The organism is Shewanella scandinavica (assembly GCF_031932065.1).
GTDB lineage: Bacteria > Pseudomonadota > Gammaproteobacteria > Enterobacterales > Shewanellaceae > Shewanella > Shewanella baltica.
The window spans coordinates 104,365-119,331 of sequence record NZ_JAUOES010000002.1 but is presented as its reverse complement, the minus strand read 5'-3'; the positions used below and the strand labels follow the sequence as shown (position 1 = coordinate 119,331).

Here is a 14,967-nt window from a genome sequence, read left to right as displayed (position 1 = left end):
GGTAAGAAACTCGCGACAATAAATTCACCATAAGAAACTCACTACAAACGCTAGTAGTAGCCGATTTCTCTGATTTTCAATGAAAAGTCGCCACTTTGCTGGGCACCAATCACTAACCCTAAGCTGCACAACTGACTCAATACTATATTCGGACGGGAAATGGGTTTACCCCGACATTGGGGCTTGAAATCACTGAAGGGAATTTCAATCCGCTGCCAATTCAATACTCTGGCACTACTCACACCAAAGGTTTGGTGAGTTGGCGTGGGCATAGGCGCTTGATATACCGTACTTTGCGGTGTGTCGACATCCTTTAAATTCACTTTATAGTCTTTAGTTCGGTCGCCATCGAGTTCGAGGTAAATCCCAGTAAATTCACTGACATCTATGGGGCTAAACTCACAGCGCACTGAGGCAAACCCGCCGCCATTTGCCAGCGACACATGGCCACTAAACTCACCATAACCTAAAGGTGAAACCGTCATTTTACTGCGGGACAAACCGCCCATCACAGTGTCATTTATTCCATACCAGGGCTTTGCAGCATCTAGCAGGCTAAAATCAAAAAAGATCATAACGACTCCCATAAAAAAAGCAGCCACCTAAGTGACTGCTTCCATAATACTTTTCGATACGAATAACAGCACTCGTTAACTCAGTTTAGCTTTATTCTCAGCGGCTTCACAAGCGGCAGCGGTAAAGATAACGTCGGTTGAACTATTTAATGCGGTTTCGGCTGCATCTTGAACCACACCAATAATAAAGCCAACAGCGACCACTTGCATGGCAACATCGTTAGAAATACCAAACAAACTACAAGCCAGTGGGATCAATAATAATGAACCACCCGCCACACCCGATGCGCCGCAAGCTGAAACAGCAGCAACAACACTCAGTAGTAATGCGGTCAGTAAATCGACTTGAATGCCTAAGGTATGCGCCGCAGCTAAGGTCAATACGGTAATAGTGATCGCCGCGCCGCCCATGTTGATGGTGGCACCTAAGGGAATAGAAACGGAATAAGTGTCTTCATGCAGCTTTAACTTTTCACACAGCGCCATATTCACCGGAATGTTTGCCGCGCTCGAGCGAGTAAAAAACGCCGTCACACCACTTTCACGCAAGCATTGAAATACCAGCGGATACGGATTACGTTTAATCTTCACGTACACAATCAATGGATTAACGACTAAAGCAATAATAGCCATCGCACCTAATAGCACGGCCAATAACTGGGCATAGCCTGCAATCGCCGCAAAACCGGTTTCGGCAAATGTCGCCGCAACGAGACCAAAAATACCGATAGGCGCTAAACGGATAATAAAGCGCACCATTTGTGAAATACCGTGGCTCATATCGGCAAACACTTGTTTAGTCGAATCGGTAGCATGATGTAAGGCTAAACCTAAGCCCACACCCCAAGCGAGAATACCAATATAGTTGCCCGTCATTAACGCATTCACCGGATTATCAACCAGTTTGAATAACAAGGTATGGATGACTTCACCAATGCCCTGTGGTGGGCTGGTGCCTTCCACGCCGGCAACTAAGACTAAATTAGTCGGGAAAATCGAACTCAGGAGCACTGCGGTTAATGCGGCCGCAAAAGTGCCGAATAAGTACAGCACCACAATGGGACGCATATTGGTTTGGGTATTCTTCTTTTGGTTGGCGATCGATGACGCCACTAAGATAAATACTAAGATGGGAGCGATCGCTTTCAATGCCCCAACGAATAAACTGCCTAAGAAGGCGATATCTTTCGCGCTACTCGGTGAAAAACTGGCTAAGACCACACCAGCAATGATCCCCAAAAAGATTTGTATTACGAGACTGCCATTAGCCAACTTAGCTAACAATGATGATTCTTGTTTCATGGTTTAACCTATCGTTATTATATTTCGGTTGAGATCCCCAACGCGCACCTTCGGAAATGAGGCCAATAAGGTTTTTATAGGATGTGACTGGACTTGTCTAGTTTTGCGGGGAAATAAGCTAACTAAATTACCCTAGCCCCGCAAAAAGCATACAAAAAACTAACAAGCGCCAGATTAGCGCTTGTCTAAGGCGAGATCGGCGCCCCGTAACATAGCGTCGATTAACTCGTGGGCATCGAACTTAGTTAGTGCTTCATTCGCCCCAACTTGATGGGCCTGACTCACGCTAATTTCGCTGGATAAAGAAGTGTGTAAAATGATGTAGGCCTTGGCAGTCAGTGGATTATCACGCACTTCAAAAGCCAATTCGTAACCATCCAGTCCCGGCATCTCGATATCACTCACCAAAATATCTATCGGGTGATGTTCCAATGCCGCTTGCTCCATCATAACTAGCGCTTCTTTACCGTCGGCGGTGACTCGATAAGGAATGTTAATCATATCAAGGGCGTCGGATAACTGCTTACGCGCCACCTTAGAATCATCCACTAAAAGGATATTCATAGGTTTAAGTTTTTCACGTTGTACGTCAGTCAAAATAGCCCGATTCGTCTGTGGATCATCGGGGAAGATTTTCGACAATAACAGTTCAACGTCAAGTAACTGTACCAGTTGGTCCTCAAAACGTGTCACGCCCGTTAAATAGGCATTTTTCCCTAAACTAGACGAAGGAGCTTCAATATCACGCCAGTTACATTCAATAATCTTATCGATACCGCGCACCAAGAAACCAATGATCATCCGCTGACAATCCGTGATGATGATGTAGCACTTTTCCCGCTCTTCAGGAGCAATCGGCCGATAACCAATCGCCGCCGCCATATCTATGATAGGAATCGTATGACCACGGATAGTTGAAGCCCCCAGAATCGTCGGATGAGATTGGGGGATTTTGCTGAGGCGTGTGTACGGCACCAGCTCACGCACTTTCAACGTGCCTAAGGCAAACACTTGAGTCTGTGATAACCGAAACAGTAGTAATCCCTGTGACTGACTTGCCTTACTTTTCATAATTAGATAGATAACTCACTAAAACCAACCTGCGGATAGCTTAACCTTAACACAGTAAAAATTTGATGACTAAGGTCAAACGAATGAAACTATTATGCCTATTAATGAATAGGTTCGACTCTAAGTCGCCTAAAAAAGGCTTATTCTTGTAATGCGTACAAAACGTCAAAGGCGAATTGATCCCAGCCATCGGCAGTAAAGGCGATATCGCGAATACTGCGTACTTGGCTGACAGCGTGTAATGGCGCAGCACCATTGACCATTAAGTAATAGGCCATGATAAGACTGGTGCGATCCTTACCAGAACGGCAATGGATCACCACAGGTAAGCCATCGGCTTCACACTGTTGGATAAAAGCTAATGCCTTGGGCAATTGAGCGACACAAATCGCCACATCCCCATCTTGGGGCGGCACATTGCGCGAAAAGGGAATACATTCGTAACGTAAATCGAGCTTTTTAAAGGTGCTAGGCTCACAGCCTTCGCCCCCATTGACCGACAAAATAGCACCAATACCGGCCTCTTTAAGCACCTGCAAATCCCAAGGATCTTTATTGGGACCACTGCGCCCTGCGACTTTACCTTCAACTAACCAGAATAAGTGTTGCATAAACCTTACCTACGACAAGTGAGATGACAAGGAACGCCAGAGATAAGCTAAGAATAGCTTGTTTCCAACAACTTAAGATTTTTTGCCCCAAAATTCAGCATTGGCAGCCGGCAACTGTTTACGCTTTTTTTTACCCATACCTTCGGGCTTGGCGACAGGTTTAGCTTGTTCTAACAGTTCGACTGGCATTTCATCATCGGCTTCAAAACCGACAATTTGCTCACGCACTAACTTAAGCTTGTTCTTTTTCTCTATCACGCCAAAGTGGTGATAATCCTCATGGGAAATCAAGGTCACAGCTAAGCCTGCTTCACCGGCGCGGCCACTACGGCCAATACGATGCATATAATCCGCAGGGCTTCTTGGTAAATCAAAGTTGATCACCACAGGCAGTTTATCGATATCGATACCACGGGCGGCAATGTCAGTGGCGATTAACACACTGATCTCACCATTTTTAAACCCATCGAGCACTCGCGTACGTGCGCCTTGGGCTTTATCACCATGGAAGACTTCGGCACTGATCCCACGTTTAGATAACTTTTGCGCTAAGTGATTACAGGTATTTTTAGCACTCACAAAAATCAACGCCTGTGACCACTGATGTTCTTTAATCAGATGCGCCAATAATGCGGTTTTCATCGGACGATTAACGGTAATCACCCGCTGATGAATCGTGCTTTCTTGTTCACTTTGCAATTGGTATTCAAGCGGATCATTCAGCAGTTTTGCCGTTAATTCGCGGACTTCTTCAGGGAATGTCGCTGAGAATAATAAGGTTTGTTTCTTGGCGGGCAAAGCGTCGAGCACTTTGGCTAATTCTTCTGTAAAACCAAGGCTTAACATGCGGTCAGCTTCATCGAGGACTAAGGCGCTAACGCGGTTAAGTTTGATGGCATTACTCGACAACAGATCTAACAAACGGCCCGGCGTTGCCACTAATACGTCGGCACCAGCGCGTAGGCTCTGCATTTGCGCATTGACTGACACACCGCCAAACGCAGCGACAATTTTCAGTTTGCCATTCAAATGCGAGGCATAGGACAGAAAGCTGTCAGCGACTTGCTGGGCTAACTCACGGGTTGGCACTAAGACCAAACAACGAACATAAGCACCTGTCTTATAGTCTGTTTTTGCTTCAACAAGTTGCTGCAACAGCGGCACGGCAAAAGCTGCCGTTTTACCCGAGCCCGTATTGGCGCCAGCTAACACATCCCGCCCAGCGAGCACAGCGGGGATCGTAGCCGCCTGTACTGGTGTGGGCGAAACATACGCTAATTCGGTTAGTCGATTTAGCAAAGGTGCAATAATGCCGAGTTGGGCAAAGCTTGCCGCAGAGGAAGAAGCCTGAGTCATAGAAAGTTTAACTGCTCACCAATATCTTAATAGGCGGCTATTCTAGCTTAAATATCGAGGCAGTGCTTGTCAGTTTCCAGCGTTAACAACTGCTGTTTCATCGCAAGCCCGTAGGCGTAACCCGTTAACTTGCCATTTTTGCCTATCACTCTATGGCAAGGCACGATAATCGCGATGGGATTGGCACCATTGGCCGCGCCCACGGCGCGCACCGCCTTAGGCCGACCGATTTGCTCGGCAATCTGCCCATAACTACAGCTCTGGCCGTAATCTACATTGAGCAAGGCTTGCCATACGTCGCGCTGAAATTCAGTGCCCTTGGGCGCGAGCTTTAAATCAAATTCAACCCGCTCACCCGCAAAGTAATCCGCGAGCTGCGCCTGAGTTTCGCGAATATGCGCCTTAGCTTGATTGAGGGCATCCTCACTCGCCTTGGCAAGCACAATCTCAGTGCGATCCGAGCCGACAACCGTTAAATGGCTTAGTCCATAGGCATTGGCATTTAACTGCAATATTCCGGCAGGACTGATAAACGTATCCACGGCGCAGGGTTGATATTCTGCAATGCTTGGCGCTTGGCTCAATTGACGAATTGCATGTTTCATAATCTGTCTCTTCGTTTGCTCTTTGTTTGATCTTAATTTGGTACTTAACTGAACTGCTAACTCATCTTTTTAAACTGGCAGTTAAATGTGATGCGGCTTGATGGTTATTGATGCCAAAGCTGAAAGGTTAAGTAACTGCCCCACGGGGCAATTTGTTGGCTCAGCTGCTCGCACAATTTGGGATAGCTCACTGCCGCGGCTGCCGTTTCATCTAACCTATTGTTCTTGATATATAAGGCCAATAAATGCTTTTTAACAATCAAATCCGAATGCAAAAACACGTTTGGATCGCCCAAGCCACGAAGTTTGGCATACGCTATCGTCCAAGGACCTATGCCTTTAACGCTAAGCCAGTCATCGACACTTGCCTCAGGATGTTCGCAGATAAACGCCGCGAGCGCATTGAGCGCTAGTTTACGGGCGCCCGGCATTTTAAGCTCAGTTAAACTCGCCTCACGAATCGCCTCGGGTGTTGGGAACAAACGATACTCACGACCATTGAGACTAAAGCGCTCGCCATAGGCTTCAACCAATATATTCAGTAACTTAGTCGCCTGCACCACCGTCACTTGCTGGCCTAAGATTGCGCGGCAAACCGCTTCAAATAAAGATCCAGCGCCTGGAATGCGCAGTCCCGAAAACGGTGTTAAACCTAAACTCGGTAACGTACTTAAACCTTGTTCAATCTGCTGCATATCCGCATCGAGATCTAAAATGCGCCGCACCTCAGTGACCAGCAATTGCAGTTCATCGACGGCGGAATCTTCGGTCAAAGCAATCGCAAGTTTGAAGCGATTCAGCTTAGGCTCATGGATAATTTGCACTGTGCCGCGCATCTTGCCTATGGCAAAACAGCGACCATATTCGAGCCCGTTATCGTCAGCCTTGGCTTCAGCGGCAACGTGGGTATCATCTGCAACATGCACTACATCGCTCGCTTGTGGGTGACTGATTTGCTGCGTAAACCATTCCATACCAGTCACCGCACGTAAGCGATAAAATGCCAGCTGCGATGCCCAATCCAATGGTGGTCGATAGTATTGATATAGAGTTAATCCATAGTGCGGCACAAATTCACCCAAAGTATCAATTTCACCGAATCCTGTTGATGAATCAATAACCGGCTCCTTTGCAGCCTTAGTTAACGCGGTCTTTCTTAATTGAGTTGGCGTCAATTGTAAGGTTTGCTTAAATGCCTCATTGAAACGGCGAATACTGTTGAAACCCGCCGCTAGCGCGACTTGGGTGATAGGTAATTGGGTTTGATGTAGCAGCTGTTTTGCAAACAGTAACTGCCGGTATAAGGCATATTGTTTAGGCGAAGTGCCAAAACCTTCGGTAAAGAGCTTATTGAGATAACGACTACTGATCCCTAATCTGTCAGCCAATTGTGTCACAGTCGACGCTGGCTCTCCCGATGATTTCCCCGCTAAGGCACCCGCTTCAATTAAACTAATGGCCCTCGCCAATGTCGTGCCTGTGCCCTTCCACGGATTTGAACCTGGCGCACTGTCGGGCCGACAACGCAAACACGGGCGTAATCCCGCCAGTGCGGCTTTCACGGCCGAATCAAAATAACGCACATTCTGCTCTTTTGGCGCGACGGCGGGACACACGGTACGGCAATAAATGCCCGTCGTTAATACGCCCACAAAAAACTTACCATCAAAACGCGGATCGCGGCTGATCCTAGCCTCACGGCAAATAGACGCAGAAAGTAGCCCCGCACTGGATTCCAGTGAATGCACTGAGTCTATTTCATCACGCTTAATCGCACTCTCAGACGCTCTATCTGTACTCATTTTTCACTACGCCCGACAATATTCGCTCACAATTAATTTCTTGTTCATTACTTTACGTAAAACTAGCATGTAGCACTAGCGGAAAACGGAACTCAATCATTTCAATGCTTTTAGGGAATGAAATCTTATATACCCAAGCTACCTGAAGATACGAGTTTCAGAGCGTCTAGGGTGCTTCAATTCAAGGCGCATCAATGACAGAATGTCGGCCACCTTTTGAATTGATGCAACACGGAAGTGGAGTGCCCTAGGCGCTCCGTCCCGGCGGGGTTTAACGCACTTTATGCCGTGTTGGTTATTTTTAACTTAATCCACTAGGTCTGCAAATAACCACCTTGGCTAAAGTGCGTTAAATTCCCGCTGAATCCTGCATCTTCAGGTTGTTTGGGTATATGCTATACGCGACTATTTTTTATCTCACCATAGAGCTAATTCATGTTTAAACGATTTGAATCTTGGGTGGAAGCCCTCCCCGATGATGAACCGACTAAGCCACCCACAGGGGTTTATGCTTTTTGCCGCCACTACACTAAAGGCTACGAACTGCCGCTGATCTTAATGTCAGTGCTGACCGCTATGCTGGCAATGCTTGAAGTGTCCCTGTTCGGATTTATGGGCCAATTAGTGGATTGGCTTGTGAAAAAAAATCCTGAAACCTTATTTCAAGACGAAGGCACGACATTGATGCTGATGGGAGGCATGGTGCTGATTGTGATGCCAATCTTGGTATTGCTGCATGCGCTTATCATGCATCAAACCTTGCTCGGCAATTATCCTATGTCGATCCGTTGGCTCGCCCACCGTTATTTGCTAAAGCAAAGTGTGTCATTTTATCAAGATGATTTTGCTGGCCGAATCGCCACCAAAGTCATGCAAACCTCCCTAGCCGTGCGTGAAACTGTGATGAAATTACTCGATGTATTGGTATACATTCTCGTGTATTTCACTTCTATGTTAGTGATGATCGCCAGCGCAGATCTGCGCTTAGTCATACCTATGCTCATCTGGCTTGCACTGTATGTTGGGCTGCAATGGTACTTTGTACCTAGGCTGAAAAGTGTCTCTACCGAACAAGCCGATGCGCGCTCGACCATGACAGGCCGTATTGTCGACAGTTATACCAACATCACCACAGTGAAACTATTTGCCCACACGCAAAAAGAAGCCGAATACGCCAAATCCAGCATGCGGATATTCTTAGACACGGTTTATCGCCAGATGCGCTTAGTAACGGGCATCAGTGTCAGCGTGCAAATTATCAACTATGTACTCGCATTCAGCATTGCCGCTGTATCGATAGCTCTGTGGACTGATAATGCAATCACGGTAGGCGCCATCGCCATTGCGGTCAGTTTAGCACTACGCTTAAACGGCATGTCACAGTGGATCATGTGGGAAATCAGTTCGTTATTTGAAAATATCGGCACTGTCACCGATGGGATGAACACCTTATCGAAAACAACGATCATCCAAGATGAGCCAAACGCCAAGCCGTTGGTCGTCAATCAGGGTAAGATTGATTTCAACCAAGTGTATTTCCATTACGGTGAGCAAACAGGGGTGATTGAAGATCTGAATCTGAATATTAAGGCAGGTGAAAAAGTTGGCTTAGTGGGACGTTCTGGTGCGGGTAAGTCGACCTTAGTGAATCTATTAATGCGCTTCTACGATGTCGAGAAAGGTCAGATTAATATTGACGATCAAGACATTAAAACGGTTATGCAGGATTCGCTACGCTCGCAAATCGGTATGGTAACCCAAGATACATCACTGTTGCACCGTACTATCCGCGAGAACATTCTTTACGGCAATCCAACGGCCAGCGAAGAACAGCTCGATAGCGCCATTAAACAAGCTCAAGCCTATGACTTTATTAAGGATCTAAGTGACCCTCACGGTAATCATGGCTTAGATGCCCAAGTCGGTGAACGTGGTGTAAAACTCTCTGGTGGCCAAAGACAGCGGATCGCTATCGCGCGGGTTTTATTAAAAAATGCGCCGATTTTGCTGCTTGATGAAGCCACTTCAGCGCTGGATTCTGAAGTCGAAGCCGCCATTCAAGAAAGTTTATATGAGTTAATGCAAGGTAAAACAGTAATTGCAATCGCTCATCGACTTTCGACCATTGCAGCAATGGACAGGCTAATAGTGTTAGATCAAGGCCGAGTCGTCGAACAAGGCACGCATCAAGAACTCATTGCTGCTGGCGGCATTTATGCCCAGCTATGGGCACACCAAACCGGTGGATTCTTAGGCGTAGACTAAATTAAAAGTTAAATGACGAAAGGCGACACTTAGCAATGAGTGTCGCCTTTTTTATCTCAAATAAGTTTCCGCCTAATTCTGCCCTCTTCCCGCAAAGCTTAACTCTTACAACACCCTCATATTCACCGCAACGATACGCTATTCAGCTATTACAATAGCTACCGTAAGAACGGTTCACTTCAAATTGCGCTCGTTGAACTGTTGGAAACATGAGATAAATCGCGATTAACGGTTCCAAGTATCACCATTAAGAGTAGCAGCATTCAAAGTGCCAACACACTGAATAATCCGAAAGGTAAGTTTTAGCCATGGGTTAACGCAAGGTTAAGCAGGAAAACACTTAAATAATTCTTATCACACGATTGAACAGAATGACTTCACCACACTAAGTATGCCTCTCGAAGCATTATTTATCTTAATGTGGATGGTTTGATTGGTGGGTAAATTCGGCATTGGCAAATAACTCGAGGCGTATGACTCGTAAATGAATCGGGGAGATCTCAATTTAATATTCAAAATTCAGACACAAAAAAACCACCTTGAGGTGGTTTATTGTCTTTAACCAAAGTTTCGATAAACCTTGATTAAAATTGGTATCCCCTAGGGGATTCGAACCCCTGTTACCGCCGTGAAAGGGCGGTGTCCTAGGCCTCTAGACGAAGGGGACCCGGACATATTAATTTGAACGTATTGTTCCCGTTTAACATCTACGGTGTCCTAGGCACTCTCTTCTAAAAAATGAAGGGGATCCGGACTTACGATTTAACTCGTAACCGAGCTTTGTAACACATTCACTTCAGTAGGCTAGGAAGTAAATGCTTTGTTCTTACCAAACAACTCGTTAGTCATCTGCTAGGAACCACTCTCTATAAAAAATAGATGGTATCCCCTAGGGGATTCGAACCCCTGTTACCGCCGTGAAAGGGCGGTGTCCTAGGCCTCTAGACGAAGGGGACCCGGACTTATGTTTTAACTCGTAACCGAGCTTTGTAACACATTCACTTCAGTAGGCTAGGAAGTAAATGCTTTGTTCTTACCAAACAACTCGTTAGTTATCTGCTAGGAACCAAAATTTGGTATCCCCTAGGGGATTCGAACCCCTGTTACCGCCGTGAAAGGGCGGTGTCCTAGGCCTCTAGACGAAGGGGACCCGGACTTATGATTTAACTCGTAACCGAGCTTTGTAACACATTCACTTCAGTAGGCTAGGAAGTAAATGCTTTGTTCTTACCAAACAACTCGTTAGTTATCTGCTAGGAACCAAAATGTGGTATCCCCTAGGGGATTCGAACCCCTGTTACCGCCGTGAAAGGGCGGTGTCCTAGGCCTCTAGACGAAGGGGACCCGGACTTATTAATTTGAACCTAATGTTCCCGTTTAACATCTACGGTGTCCTAGGTACTATCTTCTAAAGAACAAAGCGGTCCCGGACTTATGATTTCACTCGTAACCGAGCTTTGTAACACATTCACTTCAGTAGGCTAGAAAGCAAATGCTTTGTTCTTACCAAACAACACGTTAGTTATTTGCTAGGAACCACTCTCTATAAAAAAATAGATGGTATCCCCTAGGGGATTCGAACCCCTGTTACCGCCGTGAAAGGGCGGTGTCCTAGGCCTCTAGACGAAGGGGACCCCGGACATATTAATTTGAACTTATTGTTCCCGTTTAACATCTACGGTGTACTAGCCACTCTCTTCTAAAGAAGGAAGGTGACCTCAGACATATTAATTCGAACTCACGTTCCTGCTTAATATCTACAGTAAATTGGTGGAGCTACACGGGATCGAACCGTGGACCTCTTGCATGCCATGCAAGCGCTCTCCCAGCTGAGCTATAGCCCCAAATTTTTGTCGACACTGCTAACTGTAATAGTATGCGTATCAGCAGAAATTTAGATTTTATTCATATCAAACAACTCGTTAGCTATTCGACAGGAACCAATACTTGGTATCCCCTAGGGGATTCGAACCCCTGTTACCGCCGTGAAAGGGCGGTGTCCTAGGCCTCTAGACGAAGGGGACCCGGACTTATGATTTAACTCGTAACCGAGCTTTGTAACACATTCACTTCAGTAGGCTAGGAAGTAAATGCTTTGTTCTTACCAAACAACTCGTTAGTTATTTGCTAGGAACCACTCTCTATAAAAAATAGATGGTATCCCCTAGGGGATTCGAACCCCTGTTACCGCCGTGAAAGGGCGGTGTCCTAGGCCTCTAGACGAAGGGGACCCCGGACATATTAATTTGAACTTATTGTTCCCGTTTAACATCTACGGTGTCCTAGGCACTCTCTTCTAATGAAGGAAGCTGACCTCAGACATATTAATTCGAACTCACGTTCCTGCTTAACATCTGCAGTAAGTTTGGTGGAGCTACACGGGATCGAACCGTGGACCTCTTGCATGCCATGCAAGCGCTCTCCCAGCTGAGCTATAACCCCAAAACTTATCAAGCTACATTTAAGTGCACTACAAGCATTTGCTCGTCTGTGTCTCAACTGCGTGGCGCATTCTATGCAGCGCACCTAAAAGTGTCAACTCGTTTTTTAGGAATTTATTCTATCTGCTACAAATTCAATCGCTTTGGATATTCTTTGCTCAGAACGGCTTCTTCCGATTAAAAATAATGTGATATCAAGGCCTGGTGACTGCCCTGCCCCTGTTACTGCGACACGTAAAGGCATACCAACTTTACCCATACCCACATCTAATTCTGTTGCAGTGTCTTCAATCGCCTGATGGATAGCTTCTACAGTCCACTCAGTTAATGCGGCTAATTTTTGTTGAACCAGTTGCAATGGCTCTAACGCAACACCACGTAAATGCTTTTTCGCTTGGGCTTCATCAAACTCAGCAAAGTCTTCATAGAAGTAGCGACTAGAAGCGGCTAACTCTTTTAGTGTCTTAGCGCGTTCAGCTAATGCAGTAACCACTTCAGCTAATGCTGGGCCGTTTGATAGATCAATTTTTTGATCGTCCATGTGCCATTGTAAGTGTGTTGCCACATATTCTGGGGCAAGACTCTTTATATAGTGTTGGTTCAACCACACCAGTTTATCGGTATTAAAGGCAGAAGCGGCTTTATTGATATCACCAAGCTTAAAGTATTGCTTCATTTCTTCTAATGAGAAGATTTCTTGATCGCCATGTGACCAACCTAAACGCACTAAGTAGTTCAACAGTGCTTCTGGCAAATAGCCATCGTCACGGTACTGCATTACGCTCACTGCGCCATGACGCTTAGATAATTTCGCGCCATCATCACCGAGAATCATAGAGACGTGAGCATATTCTGGGATCGGCGCCCCTAATGCTTTAAGGATATTGATTTGACGCGGCGTATTGTTGATATGATCTTCACCACGAACCACACAGGTAATTCCCATATCCCAATCGTCAACGACCACACAGAAGTTATAGGTTGGCACACCATCGGTACGGGCGATGATCAAGTCATCTAATGCATCGTTTGAAAATTCGATACGGCCACGAACATGGTCATCAAATACCACTGAACCGCCGATAGGATTTTTGAAACGCACGACAAATGGCTCATCATGCTCACCCGCTGACAGAACACGAGCGGGTAAGTCACGGCAGCAACCATCGTACTTTTGTGCTTCACCGTTGGCGGCTTGTGCTTCTCTTAACGCATCAATACGCTCACGTGAGCAATAGCATTTATATGCAGTGCCCTTTGCTAACATTTGGGCAATAATTTCGTTATAACGATCAAAACGCTTAGTTTGGTAATACGGGCCCTCGTCCCATGTCAAACCTAACCAGTTCATACCTTCTAAAATCGCATCGCAGGCGGCTTGAGTCGAACGCTCAATATCAGTGTCTTCAATACGTAATACAAACTCACCGTTATTGGCGCGAGCTTGTAACCAAGAATAAAGTGCAGTACGGGCACCACCAACATGTAAGAAACCAGTAGGACTAGGGGCAAAACGCGTCTTAGTTGTCATAATGGGACACTAACCTATATAAAGTCGTCTAGATAAAGACAATCACGATAAAAAAGTAGGCTTATTCTAACAGTCAAAGCAGGCGCTGCAAATGGGACAAGCTCTGCAGTATCACTTATCTAGTAAAATCGTGATGCTAAATCCCCTCCTTATATAGAGAAGCCTATATAAAGGTGCGCATATAAAGTGATGCCACAGCTATCACCCGCAAACCTGTGCCCCATTTATCTGACTTAAGACTCATGGATTGATTTTCGCTACGCTTAGATCCCTGCCCTACTTTTGCCCCTATCATGCCTTCAGCTATAAATAGTGTGTCTTTGGCGCAACGCCTATACACCGCTATCCACTCAATCTCTAACATCTAATCATTGTGAGTCACTCACACCCTGTCATTTTATCGTCCGAAATGCTCACGAATGACATGAGTCTAGCTATCGCGGCATCCCAAACACCCAAATTGCACGCCATTGACAGGCGAATAAACTAACACTTTGATCGGCGGCGTGATTAGCATTAAGCCAATGCGAACAAAAATAGCGCGACCAATGCTTTTTTCACTAAAAAGCGTTGACACTAGATCGAACCTCCCTATAATACGGCTCCACACAGCGAGGTCGATTAGCTCAGCTGGGAGAGCACCTCCCTTACAAGGAGGGGGTCACTGGTTCGAGCCCAGTATCGACCACCATTATTTTATAGATATATTGTTTTTATACATAATTTGTAAAGAAATAATGGCTGTACAAAAAAATAGTTATATCCCAGGTCGCTTAGCTCAGCTGGGAGAGCACCTCCCTTACAAGGAGGGGGTCACTGGTTCGAGCCCAGTAGCGACCACCATATAACTTAATGTAACTCATTGTGTGAAAGTCATGCCCAGGTCGCTTAGCTCAGCTGGGAGAGCACCTCCCTTACAAGGAGGGGGTCACTGGTTCGAGCCCAGTAGCGACCACCATTCTTCAATGAATAATGACTCAAAAATTGTGTAATATCAGAATCCCCAGGTCGCTTAGCTCAGCTGGGAGAGCACCTCCCTTACAAGGAGGGGGTCACTGGTTCGAGCCCAGTAGCGACCACCATATTCTGCAATACACAAGTTATATCCCAGGTCGCTTAGCTCAGCTGGGAGAGCACCTCCCTTACAAGGAGGGGGTCACTGGTTCGAGCCCAGTAGCGACCACCATATTCTGTAATACATAAGTTATATCCCAGGTCGCTTAGCTCAGCTGGGAGAGCACCTCCCTTACAAGGAGGGGGTCACTGGTTCGAGCCCAGTAGCGACCACCATATTTTGCAATACACAAGTTATATCCCAGGTCGCTTAGCTCAGCTGGGAGAGCACCTCCCTTACAAGGAGGGGGTCACTGGTTCGAGCCCAGTAGCGACCACCATATTTATCCCGCCA

9 protein-coding genes and 16 tRNA genes are annotated in these 14,967 nt (G+C 46.2%); 8 read left to right on the top strand and 17 right to left on the bottom strand.

The features are described 5' to 3' along the window. Window positions 1–50: 50 nt before the first annotated feature. The 7 genes from Q4Q50_RS02035 to Q4Q50_RS02005 form a co-directional block, all read right to left on the bottom strand. Window positions 51–575 carry a CIA30 family protein gene (locus tag Q4Q50_RS02035; RefSeq protein WP_311898128.1) on the bottom strand — a complete coding sequence of 175 codons (525 nt, stop codon included), beginning with the start codon at window positions 573–575 and terminating at the stop codon, window positions 51–53. A 75-nt stretch (window positions 576–650) separates the two neighbouring features. Next, a complete protein-coding gene (sstT, locus tag Q4Q50_RS02030; RefSeq protein WP_006082286.1) occupies window positions 651–1,877 on the bottom strand; it encodes a serine/threonine transporter SstT in 1,227 nt (408 codons plus the stop codon). Window positions 1,878–2,051: 174 nt separating this feature from the next. After that, entirely contained in the window at window positions 2,052–2,948 is an 897-nt protein-coding gene (locus Q4Q50_RS02025; protein ID WP_106650974.1) for a chemotaxis protein CheV, read from the bottom strand. Window positions 2,949–3,088: 140 nt separating this feature from the next. Beyond that, window positions 3,089–3,559 carry a phosphatase domain-containing protein gene (locus Q4Q50_RS02020; RefSeq protein WP_311898110.1) on the bottom strand — a complete coding sequence of 157 codons (471 nt, stop codon included), beginning with the start codon at window positions 3,557–3,559 and terminating at the stop codon, window positions 3,089–3,091. A gap of 72 nt (window positions 3,560–3,631) precedes the next feature. Next, window positions 3,632–4,915, bottom strand: coding sequence for a DEAD/DEAH box helicase (locus tag Q4Q50_RS02015; protein WP_311898108.1), 1,284 nt, complete (start codon window positions 4,913–4,915; stop codon window positions 3,632–3,634). 47 nt (window positions 4,916–4,962) lie between these two features. Beyond that, a complete protein-coding gene (locus Q4Q50_RS02010; RefSeq protein ID WP_311898106.1) occupies window positions 4,963–5,520 on the bottom strand; it encodes a methylated-DNA--[protein]-cysteine S-methyltransferase in 558 nt (185 codons plus the stop codon). A gap of 104 nt (window positions 5,521–5,624) precedes the next feature. Beyond that, window positions 5,625–7,322 (bottom strand): Ada metal-binding domain-containing protein, encoded by a 1,698-nt coding sequence (locus Q4Q50_RS02005; RefSeq protein WP_311898104.1) that lies wholly within the window; start codon window positions 7,320–7,322, stop codon window positions 5,625–5,627. A gap of 435 nt (window positions 7,323–7,757) precedes the next feature. Between Q4Q50_RS02005 and Q4Q50_RS02000 the strand changes: the two genes are divergently transcribed. Then, on the top strand, window positions 7,758–9,587 hold the full coding sequence (locus Q4Q50_RS02000; RefSeq protein WP_311898102.1) for an ABC transporter ATP-binding protein: 1,830 nt from the start codon (window positions 7,758–7,760) through the stop codon (window positions 9,585–9,587). 591 nt (window positions 9,588–10,178) lie between these two features. On the opposite strand, the gene Q4Q50_RS01995 is transcribed toward Q4Q50_RS02000, so the two are convergent. The 10 genes from Q4Q50_RS01995 to gltX form a co-directional block, all read right to left on the bottom strand. Then, window positions 10,179–10,254: transfer RNA gene (locus Q4Q50_RS01995), tRNA-Glu, on the bottom strand. Window positions 10,255–10,467: 213 nt separating this feature from the next. After that, a tRNA-Glu gene (locus Q4Q50_RS01990) sits at window positions 10,468–10,543 on the bottom strand. 118 nt (window positions 10,544–10,661) lie between these two features. Beyond that, window positions 10,662–10,737 (bottom strand) — tRNA-Glu (locus Q4Q50_RS01985). 118 nt (window positions 10,738–10,855) lie between these two features. Then, a tRNA-Glu gene (locus Q4Q50_RS01980) sits at window positions 10,856–10,931 on the bottom strand. A 214-nt stretch (window positions 10,932–11,145) separates the two neighbouring features. After that, a tRNA-Glu gene (locus tag Q4Q50_RS01975) sits at window positions 11,146–11,221 on the bottom strand. 134 nt (window positions 11,222–11,355) lie between these two features. Beyond that, window positions 11,356–11,431: transfer RNA gene (locus Q4Q50_RS01970), tRNA-Ala, on the bottom strand. Window positions 11,432–11,535: 104 nt separating this feature from the next. Then, window positions 11,536–11,611, bottom strand: a tRNA-Glu gene (locus tag Q4Q50_RS01965). Window positions 11,612–11,742: 131 nt separating this feature from the next. Continuing rightward, a tRNA-Glu gene (locus tag Q4Q50_RS01960) sits at window positions 11,743–11,818 on the bottom strand. A 135-nt stretch (window positions 11,819–11,953) separates the two neighbouring features. Beyond that, window positions 11,954–12,029: transfer RNA gene (locus Q4Q50_RS01955), tRNA-Ala, on the bottom strand. 105 nt (window positions 12,030–12,134) lie between these two features. After that, the gene (gene gltX, locus Q4Q50_RS01950) at window positions 12,135–13,559 is read right to left on the bottom strand and encodes a glutamate--tRNA ligase (RefSeq protein WP_259481027.1); all 1,425 of its coding nucleotides are present in this window, start codon (window positions 13,557–13,559) and stop codon (window positions 12,135–12,137) included. Window positions 13,560–14,174: 615 nt separating this feature from the next. Between gltX and Q4Q50_RS01945 the strand changes: the two genes are divergently transcribed. From Q4Q50_RS01945 to Q4Q50_RS01915, 7 genes are all read left to right on the top strand, one after another. Further along, window positions 14,175–14,250 (top strand) — tRNA-Val (locus Q4Q50_RS01945). A gap of 76 nt (window positions 14,251–14,326) precedes the next feature. Further along, window positions 14,327–14,402: transfer RNA gene (locus tag Q4Q50_RS01940), tRNA-Val, on the top strand. A gap of 39 nt (window positions 14,403–14,441) precedes the next feature. Then, a tRNA-Val gene (locus Q4Q50_RS01935) sits at window positions 14,442–14,517 on the top strand. Window positions 14,518–14,565: 48 nt separating this feature from the next. Continuing rightward, window positions 14,566–14,641: transfer RNA gene (locus tag Q4Q50_RS01930), tRNA-Val, on the top strand. A gap of 28 nt (window positions 14,642–14,669) precedes the next feature. Next, window positions 14,670–14,745 (top strand) — tRNA-Val (locus tag Q4Q50_RS01925). A gap of 28 nt (window positions 14,746–14,773) precedes the next feature. Continuing rightward, a tRNA-Val gene (locus Q4Q50_RS01920) sits at window positions 14,774–14,849 on the top strand. 28 nt (window positions 14,850–14,877) lie between these two features. Next, window positions 14,878–14,953 (top strand) — tRNA-Val (locus Q4Q50_RS01915). The last annotated feature ends 14 nt before the right edge of the window (window positions 14,954–14,967 follow it).

Bases quoted from the DNA above. Each gene is read 5' to 3' on its own strand.
- Q4Q50_RS02035 (WP_311898128.1), bottom strand. From the start codon at position 575: ATGATCTTTTTTGATTTTAGCCTGCTAGATGCTGCAAAGCCCTGGTAT.
- sstT (WP_006082286.1), bottom strand. From the start codon at position 1,877: ATGAAACAAGAATCATCATTGTTAGCTAAGTTGGCTAATGGCAGTCTC.
- Q4Q50_RS02025 (WP_106650974.1), bottom strand. From the start codon at position 2,948: ATGAAAAGTAAGGCAAGTCAGTCACAGGGATTACTACTGTTTCGGTTA.
- Q4Q50_RS02020 (WP_311898110.1), bottom strand. From the start codon at position 3,559: ATGCAACACTTATTCTGGTTAGTTGAAGGTAAAGTCGCAGGGCGCAGT.
- Q4Q50_RS02015 (WP_311898108.1), bottom strand. From the start codon at position 4,915: ATGACTCAGGCTTCTTCCTCTGCGGCAAGCTTTGCCCAACTCGGCATT.
- Q4Q50_RS02010 (WP_311898106.1), bottom strand. From the start codon at position 5,520: ATGAAACATGCAATTCGTCAATTGAGCCAAGCGCCAAGCATTGCAGAA.
- Q4Q50_RS02005 (WP_311898104.1), bottom strand. From the start codon at position 7,322: ATGAGTACAGATAGAGCGTCTGAGAGTGCGATTAAGCGTGATGAAATA.
- Q4Q50_RS02000 (WP_311898102.1), top strand. From the start codon at position 7,758: ATGTTTAAACGATTTGAATCTTGGGTGGAAGCCCTCCCCGATGATGAA.
- gltX (WP_259481027.1), bottom strand. From the start codon at position 13,559: ATGACAACTAAGACGCGTTTTGCCCCTAGTCCTACTGGTTTCTTACAT.